This is a genomic window from Actinomadura rayongensis, assembly GCF_009831215.1.
GTDB classification, from domain to species: Bacteria; Actinomycetota; Actinomycetes; order Streptosporangiales; family Streptosporangiaceae; genus Spirillospora; species Spirillospora rayongensis.
Map to the genome: position 1 here is coordinate 1,644,976 of NZ_WUTW01000002.1, position 19,152 is coordinate 1,664,127.

At 68.7% G+C, this 19,152-nt stretch carries 7 protein-coding genes; all 7 read right to left on the bottom strand.

Annotated elements, in window-relative coordinates:
* Positions 1 to 155 precede the first annotated feature (155 nt).
* The 7 genes from GQ466_RS16525 to GQ466_RS16555 all read right to left on the bottom strand — a co-directional run bounded on the left by GQ466_RS16525 (position 156) and on the right by GQ466_RS16555 (position 19,117).
* The gene (locus GQ466_RS16525; protein ID WP_161103706.1) at positions 156 to 1,637 is read right to left on the bottom strand and encodes an SCO6880 family protein; all 1,482 of its coding nucleotides are present in this window, start codon (positions 1,635 to 1,637) and stop codon (positions 156 to 158) included.
* Entirely contained in the window at positions 1,621 to 3,072 is a 1,452-nt protein-coding gene (locus GQ466_RS16530; protein WP_161103707.1) for a proline-rich domain-containing protein, read from the bottom strand. The genes GQ466_RS16525 and GQ466_RS16530 overlap by 17 nt, the downstream gene beginning before the upstream one ends.
* Positions 3,069 to 3,791 carry a DUF8175 domain-containg protein gene (locus tag GQ466_RS16535; RefSeq protein WP_161103708.1) on the bottom strand — a complete coding sequence of 241 codons (723 nt, stop codon included), beginning with the start codon at positions 3,789 to 3,791 and terminating at the stop codon, positions 3,069 to 3,071. Before GQ466_RS16535 ends, GQ466_RS16530 begins: the two co-directional genes overlap by 4 nt.
* Positions 3,791 to 4,000 carry a conjugal transfer protein TrbC gene (locus GQ466_RS16540; RefSeq protein WP_161103709.1) on the bottom strand — a complete coding sequence of 70 codons (210 nt, stop codon included), beginning with the start codon at positions 3,998 to 4,000 and terminating at the stop codon, positions 3,791 to 3,793. The genes GQ466_RS16535 and GQ466_RS16540 overlap by 1 nt, the downstream gene beginning before the upstream one ends.
* Before the next feature lie 73 nt (positions 4,001 to 4,073).
* Positions 4,074 to 4,376: a hypothetical protein gene (locus tag GQ466_RS16545; RefSeq protein WP_161103710.1), complete on the bottom strand. Its 303-nt coding sequence runs from the start codon at positions 4,374 to 4,376 to the stop codon at positions 4,074 to 4,076.
* Between the two features lie 207 nt (positions 4,377 to 4,583).
* The gene (locus GQ466_RS16550; protein WP_161103711.1) at positions 4,584 to 5,744 is read right to left on the bottom strand and encodes a toprim domain-containing protein; all 1,161 of its coding nucleotides are present in this window, start codon (positions 5,742 to 5,744) and stop codon (positions 4,584 to 4,586) included.
* On the bottom strand, positions 5,741 to 19,117 hold the full coding sequence (locus GQ466_RS16555; protein WP_161103712.1) for a UvrD-helicase domain-containing protein: 13,377 nt from the start codon (positions 19,115 to 19,117) through the stop codon (positions 5,741 to 5,743). Before GQ466_RS16555 ends, GQ466_RS16550 begins: the two co-directional genes overlap by 4 nt.
* Positions 19,118 to 19,152 lie beyond the last annotated feature (35 nt).

The following is a 19,152-nucleotide window of genomic DNA, read 5'->3' on the forward strand; positions in this document are numbered from 1 at the left end:
GCCGATCATCGGCGTTCCGCTGCCGGCTCCGAACGGCCACAAGCCGCACGCCTGGACCGTCGTCGCGCGCCATTCGGGCGGGGCTTCGACGAAGGAGGCCCGGCCGCCGCCGCGCCCGCCGAATCCCCGAGGGCCGGGGCGAGTGGTATTCGCTGTCACGCGGACTCCCGGATGATGCTCGGTACTTGCACGTGGTGGGGAAGGACGACGCCGAGGGGAAGGCACGCGGCGAACGCCGCGGACTGGCTGCCGTACATCCGGCGCAGGCGGATGCGGGCCGGGGCCGCCAGGGCGTCGATCGCGGCGACGGCGGACGGCAGGGCGTCCACACTGCGGACGGTCGCGGTGACGAGAAGCGCGAAGCGTGTGAGACCGGCTCCCCGCGCCTCTTCCCTGGCTGCCTGGTCGGCTGCTGCTACGGCGACCGAGTCGCGGGCGGCGACGTTGCTGCCCGCGATCTTGAATCGGGCGTCGCGCCGATCCTTCTCGACGAGGCGGGCCGACGAACCAGGATCGTGGGGGCGGTAGAGGATCGACACGCGCTTGCGGACGATGTCCTCGTGGGGAGAGACCAGGCCGGTCAGGACGTTCGAGACGACCTCGCTGCGCGGAGCTTCGTACATTCCCCAGGTGATCGAGATGCCGGAATCGTGGGTGTAGCGGTCCCAGAACTCCTGGGCGGCGCTCGGGCCAGCGTCCTCCCAGCCCAGTTCGGCGTCGGGCAGGCCGTCCAGGGCGAGCTGGGCGTCTTCGTCGAACGCCACCTTCACCGCGCGGACGAGCTGGTCGGCGGTCATCGGGCGAGCGCTTCCGGCGCCGGTCATGGCCAGGCCGCTGGTGAGCCCCGGTAGGCGGGTACTGATCTCGCGGGCCATCTCGTCCGCGCTTCGCCGCCGTGCGCCCGGCCGCGCGGACGCCGAGTAGGTCACGGTGATGCGGGTCGAGACGGTCGCGGACCCGGCCGGATACGTGCGGACGATCTCCGCGAGCGCTCGCCGGGCGAGCTGGGGTGCTCGCGGATCGACGTTGTCGCCTACCTCCCTGGCCAGCCGGTGGCCGAGGTCGGGAGCGGCTTCGATCGTGACGCTCGCCGCAATCAGGCCGGGCTCGAACGCCAGCGACGACAGCCATTGGCCCCAGTACGCGACCCACGTGTCGACCTGCTCGCTGTCCACGAGCATCGCGCCGTCGGCTCCGCATTCGAACACGACGCTGTAATGGCCGGTGGACGGCATGACGATCATCGCGAAGTCGCGGCCGTAGGCGTCTTGGGCCTCCACCAGGCGGGTGGGGGCCAGCAGTCCGGGCAGGCGGCACGTTCCCCGGTCACGAGCCGTCAGCGGCCCGGCTCGGTAGAGGTTCCAGCCGGCCGTTCGGCCGCGCAGCCACGCGAGCCGGGCGACGAGGAACTGAAGAGCGGTCCGGCCGTTGCGGTCCTGGACGAGCATCGGCGCCAGGGCCAAGCCGACCACCACCGCTGTGACCAGCCCCGCGACGAGGGACATCAGCATGGCGAAGGCAACGACGACCAGGCCGACGAAGAGGAGAGCCGTTCCGACCGTCCCGAGCTTGCCGATTCCGGGGGAGCCGGGTTTCCGCCAGTTCCCGTACGTGCGGACCTCATTGCTTGGCGCCACTGGCGACTTCTCCTCCCTCGGTTGCGTTGTCCACTGCGCCCTGGATGGCCTGCTTGCCGAACCGGGCGCCCTCGGCGACCAGCCCGGCGGCGGCGATGGCGGGGTGGCCGACCGCCGCGCCAGGCGCCGTGTTCGTCTGGCCGAGACCCTGCGGGGGCGTTGCCGGAGGCTGCTCGGGTTCTTGATCGCCGGGCTGCTGGTCGCCGCCCTTGGGCTGCTTGGGCGGCGGCTGATCTCCGGTCTGGTCGCCCGCGTCCTTGACGCCGGGGGCCTGCCGCGCGCCGGTCGGCCCGCCCTGATCTCCTGCTCCCCGGCCGAGCGCGGGGAGCGCCCGCGCTCCGAGCGCAGCTGCTCCCGCGAGGGCTGCGACACCGCCGCCGCCTCCGCCCGACGCCGCTGCGACCGCTGGCGCGACGAACCGCATGAGCGCGGGGAGCGCCATCACCGTGCCGATGATGAGGATGAATCCCTGAAGCGGCTCCAGCCCGTTGCCGCTCTTCATCCACATGAACGAGACGGCATACAGGGTGGCCGCGACCGGCTGGAAGAGCCCGAAGGCCACGAACCAGCCGAGCATCCGCCGCAGCCAGGCATGGCCCTCGGGCGTCACCGACGCCGACGCCGCGACCGGCAGCAGGCCGACCAGGACGACGAGCATGATCGAACGGAGCATGAGCATCGCGAACTGCACGAGCGAGGACAGCAGCACCAGCAGGCCCAGCACGATCATCACCGCCGGATTGGTCAGCGCTTGGGCCGCTCCAGCGCCGAACAGGGCGGCGCCCGCGCCGCTCAGATCGGTTCCATCGGCTCCCGCGTTCCACACGGCCGTCGAGTAGGCGTCCCCCGCCTCGATCACGAGGTTGGCGACGACCACCGAGCAGCCGGAGACCACCACGAGCCTGATGAGGCCCGCGAGCGCGTCACGCAGCGGCTCACCTCGCCGTTCCCAGGCCGTCCGCCCCGCCGCGAGCAGGAGCCCGAGGACGACGCCGAACCCCGTGAGCCAGCGGGTGTGCGTGCGCAGGAACCCGACCGGGCTGTCCGGGGAAGCCGACAGCTGGGGCGAATCGACCGCGATCCACCAGCTGGTCGTCCACTTGACCGTGTCGATCGCCGCGTCGCCGAACGACTTGGCGATGGCCCCGAATGCCTTCTTCGCCCATCCCGAGATGCTGAACCAGCTGCCCCCGCCACCGCCGTCGTCGGTCTTGGAGTTCTTGCACAGGGCCATGTCCTTGGCCTTGCCGACGCAGGCCGCGGGCTTGGTCGGTGTCGCCTTGCTCGGTTGAGCCGACGGCGCGCTCGGCGCTGTGCTCGGCGTCGCCGTCGGCGCTGTCGTCGTCTGGACGGCGGACGGTGTCGGTGTCGTTGCTGGTCCGCTCGGGCCCAGCGCCAGGCTGGCCACGACAAGCGGAACCGCGAGCGGGCTCATATCCCGCTCCAGGGGACGTAGCCGTCGAGCGACTCGACGTCATGTCCCGGCGGGTTGGCGACCCCGTCGGGCTGGAGCTGGAGCCGCCAGTCGCCGTCCTCCCACTGCACCGTGAGGTCGAAGACGCCAAGGCTGCCGTCCCCGGCGCGCATGACCTTCTCGATCACGGCGCACTGCGGGGTGTAGGTGATGAACCTGAAGCCCGCGACCTGGGCGTATCCGGTGTCGAAGGCGTTGACCCGCTGGCCGGACCGCCAAGCCGTGTAGGCGTCGCGGCCCGGACCCGCCACGACCTGGGTGCGGACGATCGTCCGCCAGTCGGGGCTCAGCAGATACCGCGCGCTCAGCTGGTCTGTCGCGATCAGCGCGCCGAGCGGCGAGCGCGCGAAGCAGCGGGCCACACCCGATCCCTCGACCACCAGCGGCCCGGCCGTCGCGGAGTACGGCAGGGCCACGCCGCCGAACAGCTGCCACGTGACGCCCGACGGCGGAGCCTGCAACACCTCCTGCCCGGTATCGGTGGGCCGGCAGGCGCCGCTCGGCTCGCTGGTGACGGACGTTCTCGGCGACGCGGCGATCGGCGGGGCGGAAGCAGCCGCGCCTCCGTCGCCTGCGAGCCGCATCATGATGAGGGCGATGCCGACTGCGCCGATTCCGGCGAGCGTGGCCGATGCGAAGAGGCCGGGGCGGCGTGCGGTGCTGCTCGCGCGCGTCCTCATCAGAAGACCACCGCCTTGGCGATCAAGGACGCGCTACCCGCGAGCAGGCAGCCCGCGGCGACCCACTTCAGTCCCTGGACGTGCTCGCCCCCTTCGCCACGCCGATGAGTAATGGCCATATGGCCGGCGACGAGCAGGAGCGACAGAATGCATGTCCCGGTCGCAGTCCAGAGCCCGAGTCCAAGGACCTTTTGCAGGTCCTCTTGCATCTGCTGAGGCGGTTCTCCATTGGGCCCGAACCCGTCGGCCGCAACGAGAGTTGCGTTGAGCATCGGAGGCCGCCTACTTCTTCATAATCGCCGTGATAATCGGCGTGGCGGTTCCGACAAGGAGGCAGGCTCCGCCAACCCAGGCGAGCCCAGTGGCGTGTTCGCCGCCTTCTCCGCGGCGGTGCGCAACGGCCATCCGGCCGGCGACGATCATGATTCCGGCGACGCACAGACCCGTGACGGTCCAGGTCACAAACCCAAGCAGCTTGTTGTACATCGCGACGACCTCGCTCGGGACGTCGTCGGTGTTCGGCTTGAACGGGTCGGGCGCGAGCGCAACAATGTTGAGCGCTCCTGCAATTCGAGAAAGAAGCAAGGTCCCTCGCCAGTGAGTTCGGACCCGCTGCCTGAGACAGTCGGGTTGAGATCACTGGACGAAGAGATAGAGAGCGCAACTCGTGACAGATGCGGAGCGTCGAGTTCAACAAGCGTGTTCGTGCTCGCGGGCATGCGCAGGCCCAAACCGCGTCCGTTCAAAAGAGGTCTGGGCCATTGGCTCCACGCCAAGGCAGAACGGACTTGGTCAGCGGCTGGGGGCCAGGTCCGGCGATCGAGGGCGTGCTGATAGGGCGCGCCGGTCGTCGGTCGCGGCGGTCCTGTCGAACGAGCGAAGAAGCGCCTGGCGAGAGGTTGGTAGGCCGGTGGACGCAAGGTCGATTTCGCGTCGGGGGTTATCCACATAGGCCGCCATGACCGTGGGCACGGTTTCGCCGAGACGTTCGGCGATGCGGCGGATCTGGCGGTGGACGTCGGCTGCCGGTTTTCCGATCAGGACGGCTGTGCTGGCGCGGAGAGCATGCAGGCGTCCCTCGGCGTGGTCGAGCGGCCGGTAGCCGTCCGGCGCTGTAGCGGCTTGGTCCAAGACGGCGTCGACCACGAAATCCGCCAAATGCGAGAGCCCGTCCAGCGCGTTGGCGACGTAGTCCGGCCCGCCGATCTGGAGCAGGTCGGCGGGGTCGCGTCCGGGCGGGAGACGGACCGCATATGTGTGATCGGTGACCGAGGTCAGCTTCTCGTAGGCGCTCAGCATCGCCCGGTGGCCGGCCGGGTCGGAGTCGAAGGCGGCGATGACGCCGAGATCCCGGACTGGTGCGCGGCGGGCCAGGGCGTCGACGTGGTGTGCGGTGAGGGCGGTACCGCAGGGCGCGAGGCCCGCGAAACGGTAGTCGGTGCTGACGGCGATGGCGTCCCAGAGGCCTTCGACCAGGACGGGCTGAGCGCCGACGGCGAGACGGCTCTCGGCTTGCGCGAGGCCGAAGAGGATCTCGTGCTTCCGGTACAGGTCGGAGTTAGGGCTGTTGAGGTACTTAGGGGTGCTCGGTGGCGCAGCCGGAGAAGCGCGTCCGATGAAGGCGACGATATGGCCGTCCTCATCCAGGACCGGTGCTGTGATGCGGTCCCGGAACCGGTCGATCGGGCGACCCGTCCGGGTGATGACGACGAGGCCGGCGTCCTGAAGCTGCTCGACCGTGTGGCCCTTCGCGCACAGGTGGTTGAAGAGGGCGGTGCCATTGCCCGGCGCGTAGCCGATCGCCCAGGTCTGGGTGATCACCTCGGTGAAGCCTCGGCTGGCGAGGTAGCGAGGGCCCCAGCTGATGGCGAACTGGTTGCGCAGGTACTCCTGCGCATCGCGGTGGATGCGCAGGAGTACGTCGCGCGAGCTCTTGGCGGACGCCGCGCTCACCGGTCCACCTGCTCGACCGCTTCTACGGTCTGCGCCAGGGGACGGACTACATCGGACGCGCCGGCCCCTTTTGTCTGGAGGAGCTGCCGGGCGTCCATCTGGGCCAAAAACCCGACCGCCATCCGAGCCTCGGAAAGATCGGCATCCACGGCACCGGCGACCTTGACGTCGTTCGGGTCGGGCGCGATCTTGGGTGAAACGGTCGGTGCGGGCGGGTCGAATGTTCCCAGCGGAACTCGTGTGCCGAAGGGCAGCTCGCCGCGGGCTTGAGCGATGTACTGCTCTGCCGCGTGGCGCAGGACCCGCAAGGCGTTCCAGCGCAGGGTGTCTCGCTCACCGGGGTCCGTGCGCTTGAGCATCCCGCTTGCGCCGTCGGAGACGATCTCGCAAACGCGGACCCACACGGCCGTGGCATGGCCGAGCACCTGCGCGTCCGCCAGCAGGGTCTTGCCGCTGTTCGATAGGACGTTGGCGGTATGCCGGGTCTTTGTCCACAGGGTGTTGATCGTGTGCAGTGCAGGGTGGTCTCCAAGGGCGCCGAGCGAAGTCCCGTTGAGATCCGTGATCGCCTGGTCCACCTTGTTGAGCTCGCGGCCCGGAAACCCAAGGAACGCTAGCGGAGCGATGGAACGTTCCCGTAGTTCGGACAGCGCCGTGTGAACGCTTTGGAGGCTGCGCAGGGTGCGTCCTGCGGGGAGGTAGCCCATCAGCTGGTCGGCGAAGTCCGCGGAAGACCGGTGGAGCCTCCGCGTCGCACGCCACGGGCGGGAATCGCGTTGTCCCGCCCACTCCAGGAGACGCGCGAGACTGCCGGCGGCCCCGGCGATGCTGCGCGCTGCTCTTGCCGCCACTATGGAGAGGCAACCTCGGCTGCGCGCGTCTGCGCGGACCTGCTTCCAGTAGCCCTTGGCCGCGTCCTTGACCGCGTTGAAGAACGTTTGGGTGGCCTTCCACACCTGGCGGATGTGCTGCCATTGGGGTGTGTCGCGGTACCAGCTTTCCAGCTTGGCCACTTCTTCCATTTCGGGGGCGAGTTCGTCCAGGCCGTCGGGTGCGGGCTGGGCTTCGCGCTCCGCCTGCTCGGACGGCTCGGTGGGCTGCTCGGTGCTGCCGTCGGTGATGTCCGCTGGAGGCGGGCTGTCGAAGTACGTCCCGTGTGTGGGCTGGGACCCGTCGTTCCACCAATAGACCTCGTTCAAGGCTTCCCAGCTGGCTTCGACGGCCGGAGGAGCATTGCCCGAGACAGGTTCGGGGTCGGGGTCGCGTTCCAGCGCGGCGTCTTCGGATATCTCGTTCAGCACGGTGGCCAGGTCGCCGAAGGCTGCATCGGCGGCTGGTTGTTCGCCGGCAGGCGGTGTGTCGATTTCCTCAAGGGGGGCATCGGCGTCGGTGCCGTCGTTGGAGTCCTGCTGGGCTTCATCGGCTTCCGCTTCGGCGTCCATTGCCGCCCACTTTGAATACGCGGCTTCCGCCTCGGCGTTCCGAGGTGGAAGCGAATTCTGGTAGTCGTCCAGATACTGTCGTTGCCGATCTTCCTCGAAGAGTTCCTCGGGCTCGGAAGCCTGAGTAGGCTCGACGCCCATGACCTGCTTGAGTGAGCCCGGCAGGACGAACAGGGCCGCGTTGCCTTCCTCGGGGTAGTCGTAGGTGCGGAGCTCGGGAACACGATCAGCCGGGTAGTAACCGGAGACCCGGGCGACGCCGTCCAGGCGTTCGACATCGGTCACGATGAGCGGGCGGCCCTGCCAGTTGGGGAGTTCGACGACGTCCCCGGCGGTGAGCTCCGCGACCGGCTTGCGGAGAAGGTGCTCGCCGACTGGAGGCAGCACCGACACCAGGTCCCGGATCCGCTGTTCAGGTTCGGCGACCTCGTCCCTGACGATCTCGTCATCGGGAACACGGCCGGTCTCGTGGAAGGCGCGGGCTTCCGCTAGCACAGCGCTTTTGGTCTTCTGCGCGATCCCGAAGAGTTCCTGCTCGGCCTGCTTCCTCAAGTCTTCCTGTCCGAGAACGTCGAACCCTGCCGCGATGACGAAGCGCCTGTCGGCGGTGTAGGCGTCCCGAAGCAACTGGAAACGCTCGGGATGAAGTCCAGGCCGGAGCCAGTCGGCGGCCTGCTTCCAGGTCAGCTTTCCTTCGCGGTGGGCGGGACGGCCGTAGACCTCGATCGTCAGCCCTTTGCGATCCCAGTCCACCTGGAGGTTGCCGCGCAGGCTGCCGCCACGGTTGATCCGCGAGGACGCCTTCGTTCGGCTGGCCATGGCGCACAACAGCACGACGTCCCCGATCGAGAGTTCGGCGAGACCGCGGGCGATGTCTTCGGGCCGCAGCGGCTCGGGCGACGGACCGGAGACGGTTTCGGCCTCCTCCGAATCCTGCTCAGGCGGAGCGGCTGGGGTTGGAAGCTCCTGAGCTTCGATGGACTCGGTCTGACGCTTCGGTGCGGTGTTTCCGGGGATTTTGTCCTGCGGGGTGCCTACGCTCTGCTCGGATTGGATGAGTTCCTTCAGCGAGCCGGGCAGCGTGAGTACTGGGGCGTCGCTACCGGGCTCGTAATGGTGGACATGCACGGTCTGGCGCACGGCGTCGTGGTGGTGGCCGGATACTTCGACCGCCCCGTCACGGACTTCGACTCCGGTCACGATGAGAAGACGCTCGGTCCGGGGCAGCAAGATCACGTCTCCGGCCACGAGATCCGTCGCGGGCTTGGGAAGGATCCGTTCGTCCTGAGGGGGCAGCACGGACACGAGGTCGGATACGCGCTGTGCGAGGACGGCCAACTCGGTGGGCTGAACCTTGCTCACGGCCCGTCCGGTCTCGTGGAACGAAGCCGCCGCCGAGATCATCGAGTCGCGTACGGTGGCGCCGATCGCCATGAGTTCCCGTTCTGCGGCCCGACTGAGTTCACGCTCGCCGATCACGGCGAAGCCGGTTTCCCGGTAGAAGCGACTCTCTCCGAGGGCCGCGGCTTCAAGGAGGCGATAGGTGTCGGGATCGACCCCGGGCCGCAGCCAGGCCGCGACCTTCTTCCACGTCAGTCTCCCCGATCGTGTTTCGGGCCTTTCGTGGATCCTGATTTCCACGCCTTTGGGGTCCCTGCTCACCGACAGTCCGCCGCTGGCGGTGGTGCCCGATGACCGCTCGACCTGCTCGTTCGTCCCGAGCGCGTTCGCCGCGAGGCGCCTGTGAAGTCGAGGCTCCATGAGCCTCAGCGCTCGCGCGATGTCCGCCGTCCGCAGCGGAGTGACGGAGAGGAGCGGAGCCTCCGCCGGCGTCTCGGGCGTCGGGCTCAGCGAGAACAAGGCGTCCGGTTCGCCATCGGGCGCGGGCGTGGCGCCGAGGAAGCGGCTCGCAGCTTCGGCTGGGGTGAGCAGGAAGATTCCGCCGTCGTGCCGGACGGTGAGGGAGGGACCGTTCTTCGCGTGGTGTCTCGCGGTGAAGTCGATGCCTGCTTCGGAGAGCCGACGCATGACCTCGTCTTCGGCCTGCTCGACCGCGGTCATCGGCTCCTGGTCGGCGGCTGGGATGGGCGCTTCGGCCAGCCGCGCCGTCTCATGGACGCGGAATCCCACCAACTCCATGATGTCGAGTTGGTCTTTCATCCTCGTGCTGAAGTGGTTCTTGAACACCTCGGGCAGCGAGGGATCGAGTTGCGTCTGGCGTAGCAGCCAACGTCCCACCACGCGGTAGGTGAAATCGGGAAGCGTCGTTTGCGATGCCGCGAACAGCAGGCTCGCGTCGTCCAGTGCTCGCGCCGTCAGGTACTGGACGGCCGCGATCGTGCTCTCATCCAGGTAGTCGCCACGTTCGCCGGGGATCTCCGGCTCAGAAGAGATTTCGGCCTGGCGGGCTTCCTGCGCGGTGAGGGCCACAGCCGCGAAAGCGGCGTCGCCCAGCCCCCAGCGCGCAACGGCCCTGCCGGGGGTGTACTTGACGGTTCCCTTCAGACGCAGGAGGACTGTGAACAGCTGATCGGAGGTGACCGTCAGCGCGCCGGACGTGAAGCCCGCGGGAATCTCGCTCGGGTGAGTGAAGGGGTGGATCTGGAACACCGGCTGGTAAGGCTTCGAAGATCGGCCGTACTCCGCTTCCGGGAGGTCGGCAGGCTTCGCTGGCGTCGTTTCGGGATCGCTCGATGGCGGTTCGTAAGGGTGGTCGATCGTGGACGCCGGGCGTCCGTTGTTGGTGAGCAGGCGCAGGAGAACGCCGAGCCTTCTTCCTCGGGTACCGATCGTGTACCGCGAGGGCATGTCCCAGCAGGTGGGGTCGTCCGGCAGCGGAGAGAATCCCTGGTTCCCGAGCCAGGTGTGGAGCTGGGCGTCCTCGTAGACCCGATGGATGATCGTCGCGTCGGCGTGGTGCTCGATGACGAGTTCGGGATACTCGAAGCTCTTTTCGGCATCGGGCGTGACCTCGGCCGGAACCGTCTCGGTGGTTGCCGGGGCCTCAGTGGTGACCACCGGTTCGGGCTCGTCCTCGGGCGAATCGTGCTCCGCCTGCTCGACAACGGCGTCGATGTCGGCGGCCGTCCCGACGTGCGGCTCGGGCTGCTGAGGTTGGGCGGGATGGTCTTTGATCCAGGCCAGGCTGCCCAGGTCGAGCGAGTTTTGCGCGCGGGTGACGGTCACGTACGACAGCCGGAGCTCTTCCGGTTCGGGCAGGACCGTGGTCTCGTTGCCGTCCTCGTCGGTCACGGTCTGGGGGCCGCGGAAGTCGTCGGCGATCACGACGTTGGGCCATTCGCGCCCCTTGGCCTTATGGGCGGTGGACACGACGAGCTTCGTGTCGCCGGCAGCATCTTGTGCGTCTTCGGGGATCAGCTCTCCGAGGAGACGCAGGAGCCCTTCGGGCGACTTGCGTTCGATGAGGGCGACGAACGTGGCCAGGCCCTTGTCCTCGGGGTGCTGTTCGACGTGGTCGAGGACGTCCTGCCAGGTCTCGAACTGCTCGAAGTCCGGGTGCCTGGTCCGGCCGCCCTCTTTCAAGGTCTGGGCGGCCTTGGCGACGTCGATGAGTTCGTTGCCGCCGCCGGCGAGGGCGACGCGGCGTCCCGCCGAGAGTCCGGCGTCGATGGCGTTGATCGCGCCGAAGTTCGTCCGACACAGGACGGCGTCGGTGCGGGGCCGGTTGTGCTCGTTGACGATCCGGGAGTCGAGGTCGGGATTGCCTTCCAGGACCAGGTCGGCGTTCAGGTGCCGGAGGAACATGTTGCCGAGTTCGGCGACGGCGGGTCCGAACCGCCACGACTTGGTGATCGGGAGGGCGGGGGCCGGCCAGGTGCTGATGGCGTCGACCGCGCCTCGGAAACCGTAGATCGACTGGTGGGAGTCGCCGACGACGACCGTTTGGGCGCTCTGGCTCTGGACCAAGGCCGCGGTGATGGGGTTGATGTCCTGGGCCTCATCGAAAATGATCAGGTCCGCGTCGATCTTCGGGCGGCTCAGCGCGTAGATCTTCAGGTAATCGTCGTCGCCGAACCTGATCGCGGCCGGACGGTCACCGTCGCGCTTGGGGACGAGAAGCGCGGCATTGCCCGGGTTGGTGATGTCGGCCCAGGCCGCTTGGGCGTAGCTGAGAACCCGCTGGCCGACGGGCGCCCGGTCGAGCAGTCCCTTGGGCAGGTGCTCGGGCCCGATGGCCGTCGCCGCGCTCTCCCGGAAGGCTTTGACCGTGCTCATCGCCCATCGAGCGAGTTCCCTGGGCGAGTAGGTGATCAGAGGATCGTCAGGGTTGCCGCCACCGACCTTCAGCTCCTGGATGCCGAGGATCCTGGCCACGTCGGCGTCCGACGATGCTCCCTTGCGGACGTGCTGGAGCTTGTCGGTGTAGGTCCCCTCGGCGCGGAGTCCGCGGAAGGCCAGGCCGTGGGACGTGACGACGGTGACGCCCTTGCGGAACTTGCCGCGGGCTTCGTCGGCGATCGTCCGGTTGAAGGCGATGTAGGTGATCTTCTTGCCGGGCAGGGCCTCGGCGACGGCGACCATCGTGCTCGTCTTGCCCGTTCCGGCGAGGGCGAGGACCCGCAGTTCCTTGCCGCTGACGATGTGGTCGATGATCGCCTTTTGCTGCAGGGTCGGAGGGAACTTGCCCTTGGCGGTTTCGGACGCCGCGAGCTCGTCGAGTTCGGCCAGCACCGCGCGCAGCGCGGCCACAGCCTTGGCCCGGTTCGCCGGTGCCCCGCCGTACTCCCAGTGGCCCTCGGCGCCTCCCGCACCCTTCTGCCACCTGAATCGGTTGGCTTTGAGGGCTTCGCGGATCTGGGGAGGATCGCCCTGGAACTCGGTGCCCGTCACCTGGGGCCGCACCAGGTCGTCACGGATTTTGATCTTCTGGCTCCAGACCCCTGCCGGGGCCGCCACGCCTCCGGTCAGCGGTGCCGCGAGGTCTTCGGCCAGCCGGGAGTCGCGCACCTGGACGTCGAGCCGGCGACCGAACCGGTCCTGGATCTCCTGCTGGATGCGGCGCGCGGCGCGCTGAGCGCCGGGTTCGTCGCCCATGGCCCAGCTCGCGGACACGACCCACATCTCGCCGAGCGATTCGAGGGTGGCCGCCGTCCGCCACGACTCGTCCCAGACCATACGGAATCGCTGCTGATCGGCCTGGTGAGCGCCGCGAAGGCCGCGCAGATCTCCCCTGATGGAGTAGCTCAACAGCTGGACCCACCGCTGCTGGGCCTTTTCCTGCCAATCGGGATCCGTCGCCGCAGCCGGGTCCTGCTCACGCGCCGCCGGAGCGGACTTCGAGGTGGCGGCGGCGGGGCCGTCGCCGATTTCGGTCGGGGTGTCCGGTGCGGGCTGCGAGGTCGGCTTGGCTGCGGCCGACTGCTCAGCGGAAGCCCCTTGCATCGCAGCACGCGATCCCTCGTGGAAGAGGCTTTCCCACCGGTCGTCACGTGCCGTGGCGAGAAGCCGACCGGCCAGCGTCTCGGCGGCCTGCGCGAGCGCGGACAGGTGCTCACGCATGGCCGGAGCGCGGTACCGCTCGGCCTCCAGGTTGTCGGCCAGCGTGCGCGCCGCCTTCGCCAGCCGCACGTGCCTCGCGGCCACCGCGTCGATCGGGAGTCCCTTCAGCCTGGAAGCCCCCGGAGCCTCCATGCTGGCGATCCGGAGTTCTTCCGCATCGGGACGACGCGCATCACCGGTCGCGCCAAGCAGTCGCTTCCCGGCCGGGGTCTTGGCGAATCGGACGTAGCTGGAGACGACTGACGAGACGTCGGCGTACACCCCGATGTGGTTGTTGTAAGGGACGGTCGGGGAGATCTCGACGGTCGGGCTCGCGCTCGGCGGCGCGGCGGCGTCCAGCCGGAACGCTCGTCCCGCGCGCTCCAGGTCGCCGGACAGCTCACGGACGACACGATCGCGCCGGTCGTAGGAGGTTCCGCGCCGCAGGTACCACGCTTCGATGTTCCCGGACCACCGGAACCCGTGACCCTTGAGCAGGTCGATCAGGGCACGATCGCCGCGTTCGGTGCCCTTGACCAGGGTGCCGCTGTGATGGTGCTCGATCACCAGGGACGGTTCGACCGGCGAGGCCACGGACTCCTCCATTTCGGTCATGGGACGCTGCTGGTCGGCGGAAGGGGCGTTGGACGACTCGGGGGCGTCCTGCGTCGAGCCGGACGGGCTTTCCAGAGCGCTGACATCGGCCTCTTCGGTGGTGCCCTGACCGGGGGAGGCCGGAGCTTGCGCAGGTTCCGAAGCGTTCGCCGTGCGAGCTGTCGACTCAGGCGCGGCGCCGGGGAAGATTGAGGCCCACACGCGTGGCGTGTTCCGCGTCGCCTGAAGGTCGGCAGCGAAGTGGGAGGACACCCTGGCCAGCTCGGTGACCATCGCCAGGACCGGGCCGTGCGTGCTGGGCGCGTCCCTGATGAGCTGGGCTTGACCGACCAGGTCGGTGGCCGCTTCGCAGAGTTCGTCGCCGGCCGCCGCCGACGCCTCCAGCGTCGCGACCATGTTCTTGATCCGCTGATGCGCCCGGTCGAGACTTTTCTCGCGGCGATGGCGGTCCGGGGGCGAGGCCATGGCCGTTTTCCAGGCGGGCACCCTGCCGAGGGCATTGCCCACCTGGACGACCGTCCGCATCTGCTGCTTGAGCGCACGCATGTTGCGGTAGGGCGATCCGGTGGGCAACTCGACCTCCGGCGACGTGGACGGCACGTCCCGCGCGGGCGCGGGACCTGAGGGCTCCGTGGTGGTTTGCGCCGGGGTGGTTGAGGCGGCCGTTTCCCCTTGACGGTCGTTCTCGTCCGCGCCGGTCGGCTCGGCGGCCGGTGGCGGCATCGCCGGGGCGCCGACGTTCGGTGAGGCGTCGCCGATGGTGCTGCGGATCAGGTCGGAAGCGTCGTCGTTCGTTCCGGCGGTCACGTGGTCGGCTTGGGTCGTTCTCGTCATCGCGAGCGCGTCGGCGAAGGCGCTGTCCGTCGGATCGACGTCAGCGGATTCGTCCGGAACATACGTCTCGGTGCCGGCGCCGGCCTCGTTGTCGATCGCTGCTTGGAGACGGCCTTGCTCAGCGCGGGCCTGGGACAGCTCCGCTGCCTGATCGAACGGCTTCTCCAGTCCGTCCTTGGCGCGCTCGACGTCGATGATGAGCCGGTCCACCTGCTCGGACACGGCCGCGTGGATCTCGTTCAGGCGGGCGAGCTGATTCTCCAGCCGCTGGATGAGGCCGTGCGGCGGCTTCTCGGCGCGGAGCAGGTCGAGCAGGTCTCCGATGAAGACCTTGCTGTCCGGGAGATCGGCGATGGTGAAGGCGGCCGTGTCCTGTCGGAGGTCGAGCACGGCGGTCACCGTGAGACCGCCGAGAACTCCCATCGTGGTGATGGGGCTGGCGGTCTCTCTGCGGTTTCGGGTCTGTGATCGCAGTTCCGCGAGCTGGCGGCGGAGGGCTTCTGCGGCGTCGTTGCGGGTTGTGGCCGTGTTGCCGTTGCGCATCCGCATGCGGAAGGCGTCGCCCTTGGTGTCGATGCGCTGCGCGATGGCGGTCTCGACGGCTTCGACCTTGCGGCGTGCTGCGGCGAGGTTGGCATCGGCGGTGCTGACGACGTGCGACAGGTGCGCGCGGGTGCGCTGCCAGCTCGTCTGGGAGGCTTCGAGCTTGCGGACCTTCTCGTCGACGGCGGTCTTCTCCATCAGGAGCGGGTTGCCGCTGGCGATGGCCTTGAGCTCGTTGGCCGTGAGGTAGTCCTTCTCCAGGTCGGTCTCGACGTCCTCACCGACGTCGCGTCCGGTCCGGAGCTGGAGGAGCGAGCGGAGTTTGCGCTGGACGGTCTGCCACATGTAGGCGTCGACCGAGTACTCCTTGATGTAGCGGAGCTCGCGCACGCCCTCGGTGTTCTGGTTGCCCTGGCGGGGGACGCGCCCGTTGCGCTGGCCGATGCCCGCCGGCTTCCAGTGGCCGTCCAGGTGGTGGGTCGCGACCGCGAAGTACTGGATGTTGACGCCGGTGCCGAGGCTGTCGGTGGAGCCCATGATCACCGAGACCTTGCCGGACCGGCAGTCCTTGAAGAGCTCTTCCTTTTCGCGGCTGGTCTTGCAGTCCTGGATGAACCGGATCCGCTCGCGCGGGATCCCCCGCTCCACGAGCTCGTCGCGCAGCGCTTCGTAGACGATGAACTTGCCGTCTCTGCGCGCCTCCGGCGACGGGGTGCCGAGGTCGGCGAAGACGAGCTGGAGGGCGCCGGGGACAGGGAGCGGTTCACCCGTGACCAGGTCCTTGTAGACGGCGTTCTGGTGCTCCTGGTAGATCCCGTGGATCCGGTCAGCGGCGAGCTCGGTCTTGTTGGTGCCGGGCGGCCCGAAGGGAAGGTCCATCATGCGGGGATCGAGGGCGTACATCCGTCCGTGGTTGGTGACCAGGAGCGGATTGTCCTCATCGGGCTCGACCTCGCCGAGCTGGATCTGATCCATCCGGGCGTCCAGCGAGGCCATAAAGGCGCGGTCGGCGTCACTCGCCGGGACGATGACGGTTTCGGGGCCGCCGCCGATCAGCGGAGGGACGTCCAGCTTGATGTCGTCGCTGGTCTTGACGTCGGCCATGGTCTGCCAGAGCCGGGCGAAGTCATGCCTGTTGTCGAAGCTGGAGATCCGCTCTTTGACGCGGACGGTGCCGGTGACCGACACCTCCACGGCGGTCTCGCTGCGCATGTACTGGCCGCGGAAGGAGTCGAAGTCCTTCACGCCCTGGTGTTCCAGCAAGTCGGGCCGGTAGAGGCGCAGGGCGACGTAGGACTGCACCATCGAGTTGGGCACCGGCGTGCCGGACGCGCCGACCAAAGCCCTCGGGCTGTAGACGCGGCGGGTGTGGTGGTGCTTCATCTCCAGGTCCGAGGCCCGCGAGGACGCGTTGAGCCGTAGTTCCTGGTTGTGCGTCGGGGTGTAGAGGTTGGAATTGCGGTGGAACTCGTCCTTGAGGATCCCGTCGATGCCGGTCTGTTCCCACGCGATGCCCGAGTCACTGGCCTTGACCATGGCCTTCTTCAGGCGCTCGGTGAGCCGGTCCAGCTCGCCCTGCATCTGCTTGATGAAGCGCCTGTTGGCGCCGTCGGCCGCCGCCCGCCCGATGGCTTCGCGCACGTCCTGGGTCTGGTCGCGGATGTAGCGCTCCTGGCCGCGCGCGCTCATGGGGATGCGCTCGAACACTGATTCGGAGAGAATCACCGCGTCCCAGTCGCCGTTGGCGATCCGGGACACGAACCGCTTGCGCAGCTCCGGCGTCTTGAAGTCCTCCTCCGCGCCGGCCAGGACGCGGGCGTTGGGGTACGCCTTGAGGAAGTCGGCGCGGAACTGGGCGAGGACCTGGTTCGGTACGACGATGCACGGTTTGCGTGCGATCCCGAGCCGCCGCATTTCCATCGCGGTGACGATCAGTTCCAGGGTCTTGCCGAATCCGACCTCGTGGTCGAAGACGGCGCCCGGCTCGGTGAGAGCCCTGGCGACGGCGGCCAGCTGGTGAGGACGCAGCGTGTACCGGTCCGACAGGCCCGGCAGCCGAAGGTAGCTCCCGTCGTACTCCCGCACGACATGGGAGTTGAACCGCTTGTTGTAGACCCGCAGCAACTCGACGGTGCGGGAGCCGTCACGCCATAGCCAGTCGACGAACTGCCGGTTAAGTTCGTCGGCTTTGGTCTGCACCTCTTCGGTCGCGCGGGCCGCCGCCCGGCGGCGAGCGCGCTTCATCTGCGGGGTCTCGCCCGGCTCGCCGGTGCCAGGTGAAACCAGGAGCGCCGAGCCGCGCAGCATGCGCTGCGCGATATTGATCGCATCCCGGTACCCGGTCCCATAGACCTCGGTGGCGGCTTTGCTATCCCTGACTCCGGGTGGAGCTTCGATCTTCCAGTTCGAGGCGACCGACCGTGTGACGGTGACTCTCGGGGTGTTGAGGATCTCCTGGAGAAACTCTTCGTAGTGCTTGGGGCTGATCCAGGGCGCGCCGAAGCGGACGTCGATCTCGCCCGGCGTCCTGTCTTCGGGCAGGACCTCTCGCAGTGCGGCGACGTTCGCCTGATACTTGCGGCCGTCCTGGTCGGACAGAACCGCCACTTCGGCCTCGGCGAGCTTGCCGCGCACGTCACCCGACAGGTACTCGGCGGCGGGCACGAGCCGGCTCGTGCCCGGCTCGTCATAGACCAGTTCCCCAAGCGCCCGGCGCGTCTGCTCCAGGTCCGCCGAGCCGAGTAGCCGGGCGATCGTCTCCAGGCGGACTTCGCCGTGCTCGCCCAGGCAGATCGCGATGGCATCTTCCGGGGTGTCCGCTGAGGTCGGCGCGATGCGGGGACTTATGCCGCGCTCGGTGAAGATCGAGGCTTTGCGCCCGACGCCGGTCTCGAAGTCGAAGTCCTCCAAGGCGTAGACGCCAGCGGCGTAGGGATCGTGCTTGAAGCCGCCTTGTCCGGGGCGGCTCTTGTGCCCGGACTTGTTCACCGTCACCCGGTTGAGCAGCCCGAAGCGGGTGGTGTAGGCGTCGTACCGCTGGTTGAGCGTCGCGCGAAGGCTGTCGAGCTGGTCTTCGCCGTGTCCGTGCTCGGTCGCCGCGGTCTCGGTTTCGATCAGCGCGACGTAGGCGTCGCGGAGCCCGATCAACGCGCGCAGCTCGGCGACCTGCGTGCTCGGGCACGGGTGCGCGACGATCTCACCGCCGTGGAGAGCGGAGAAGGTCCCGTCACCGTTGTCGAGGATCGTGCCCTCGAACCGGGCCATGTCGGACCCGAACCGTGCGCGGGCCTCCCGCATCCGTTCGGCCTTGCCGTCGACCTCGGCGCGCTGCCGGTCGTTGACGCCCGACATCCGCAGGCCGTGCTGGTTGGCCTCGGCGACGATGAGGTCCAGGGCGTCGGTCAGCGCGGCCGGGAGGTCAGTTCCCGCGGTGGGTTCGACGGTCTGGCGGGATCCGAACGGCCCGCTGGTGATGGCGTGCTCGCCGAGGACCATGCGGGGGTTGCGCGCGAAGTAGGAGTTCACGACCGCGTAGGGACCGCCTCGGGCGTCCACGGACGATAGCTCGGCGAAGTCGGCTCCGCCCGGTTCGCGTCCGGGCTCGCGACGCCGCAGAAGCAGCAGATCCGTCACCACGTCGGTGCCGGCCGCGCGCTGGTGCGCGCCCTCGGGCAGCCGGACCGCGCCGACCAGATCGGCCATGGCGGCGATCTCGGCACGCGCCCGGTTGGGCCGGCCCTTGGCGTCCAAGGTGTAGCGCGACGTCAGGACCGCCACCAGGCCGCCCGGCCGGACGAGGTTGAGGGACTTGGTGATGAAGTAGTTGTGCAGCGAAAGGCCCAGCGGGTTGTGGATCGGGTCCGTGGGGCTGATCTCGTCGAAGGGAACGTTCCCGACCACCAGGTCGAAATAGCCCTCGGGCAGTCGGGTATCCACGAACGACTCCGACCGCACAGTGGCGTCGGGGTACAGGGCGGCGGCGACCTTTGCCGTCAGCGGATCGAGCTCGATCCCCGTGACGTTCGCGCCTTCGGGTGCGAAGCCGATGAAGTTCCCGCTGCCGCATCCGGGCTCCAAGACCCGGCCGCGCTCGAACCCGAGCTTGCGCAGGGCTTCCCAGATCGGCTGGACCAGGGACGCGTCGGTGTAGTGCGCGCTGCGGGTCGTCGCGACGGCGGCGTACCACTCGTCGTCGGTGAGCAGGTCGCGCAGCTTCGCCCGCTCCGGGGCGAGGTCGGCTGCGTCCTCGTCGAAGATGTTCGGGACGGCGCCCCACGAGCTCCACCTCGCCAGCACCGCCTGCTCGTCCGCCGTGGCGGGACGACCCTCAGCCTGGAGTGCGCGGACCGTCTCGATCGTGGCGATGTTGGCGCGGATTCGGATCTTCGGGCCGGACGGTGCCAGGTCGTCTTGGCCGCCCGGACGGAACCGGCTATTCAAGCCGCACCGCCGGAGAAGGCATTGCTCCAGGGGCG

Coding starts and splice junctions, on each gene's coding strand:
- GQ466_RS16530 (WP_161103707.1), bottom strand. CDS start 3,072: ATGAGCCCGCTCGCGGTTCCGCTTGTCGTGGCCAGCCTGGCGCTGGGC.
- GQ466_RS16535 (WP_161103708.1), bottom strand. CDS start 3,791: ATGAGGACGCGCGCGAGCAGCACCGCACGCCGCCCCGGCCTCTTCGCA.
- GQ466_RS16540 (WP_161103709.1), bottom strand. CDS start 4,000: ATGCAAGAGGACCTGCAAAAGGTCCTTGGACTCGGGCTCTGGACTGCG.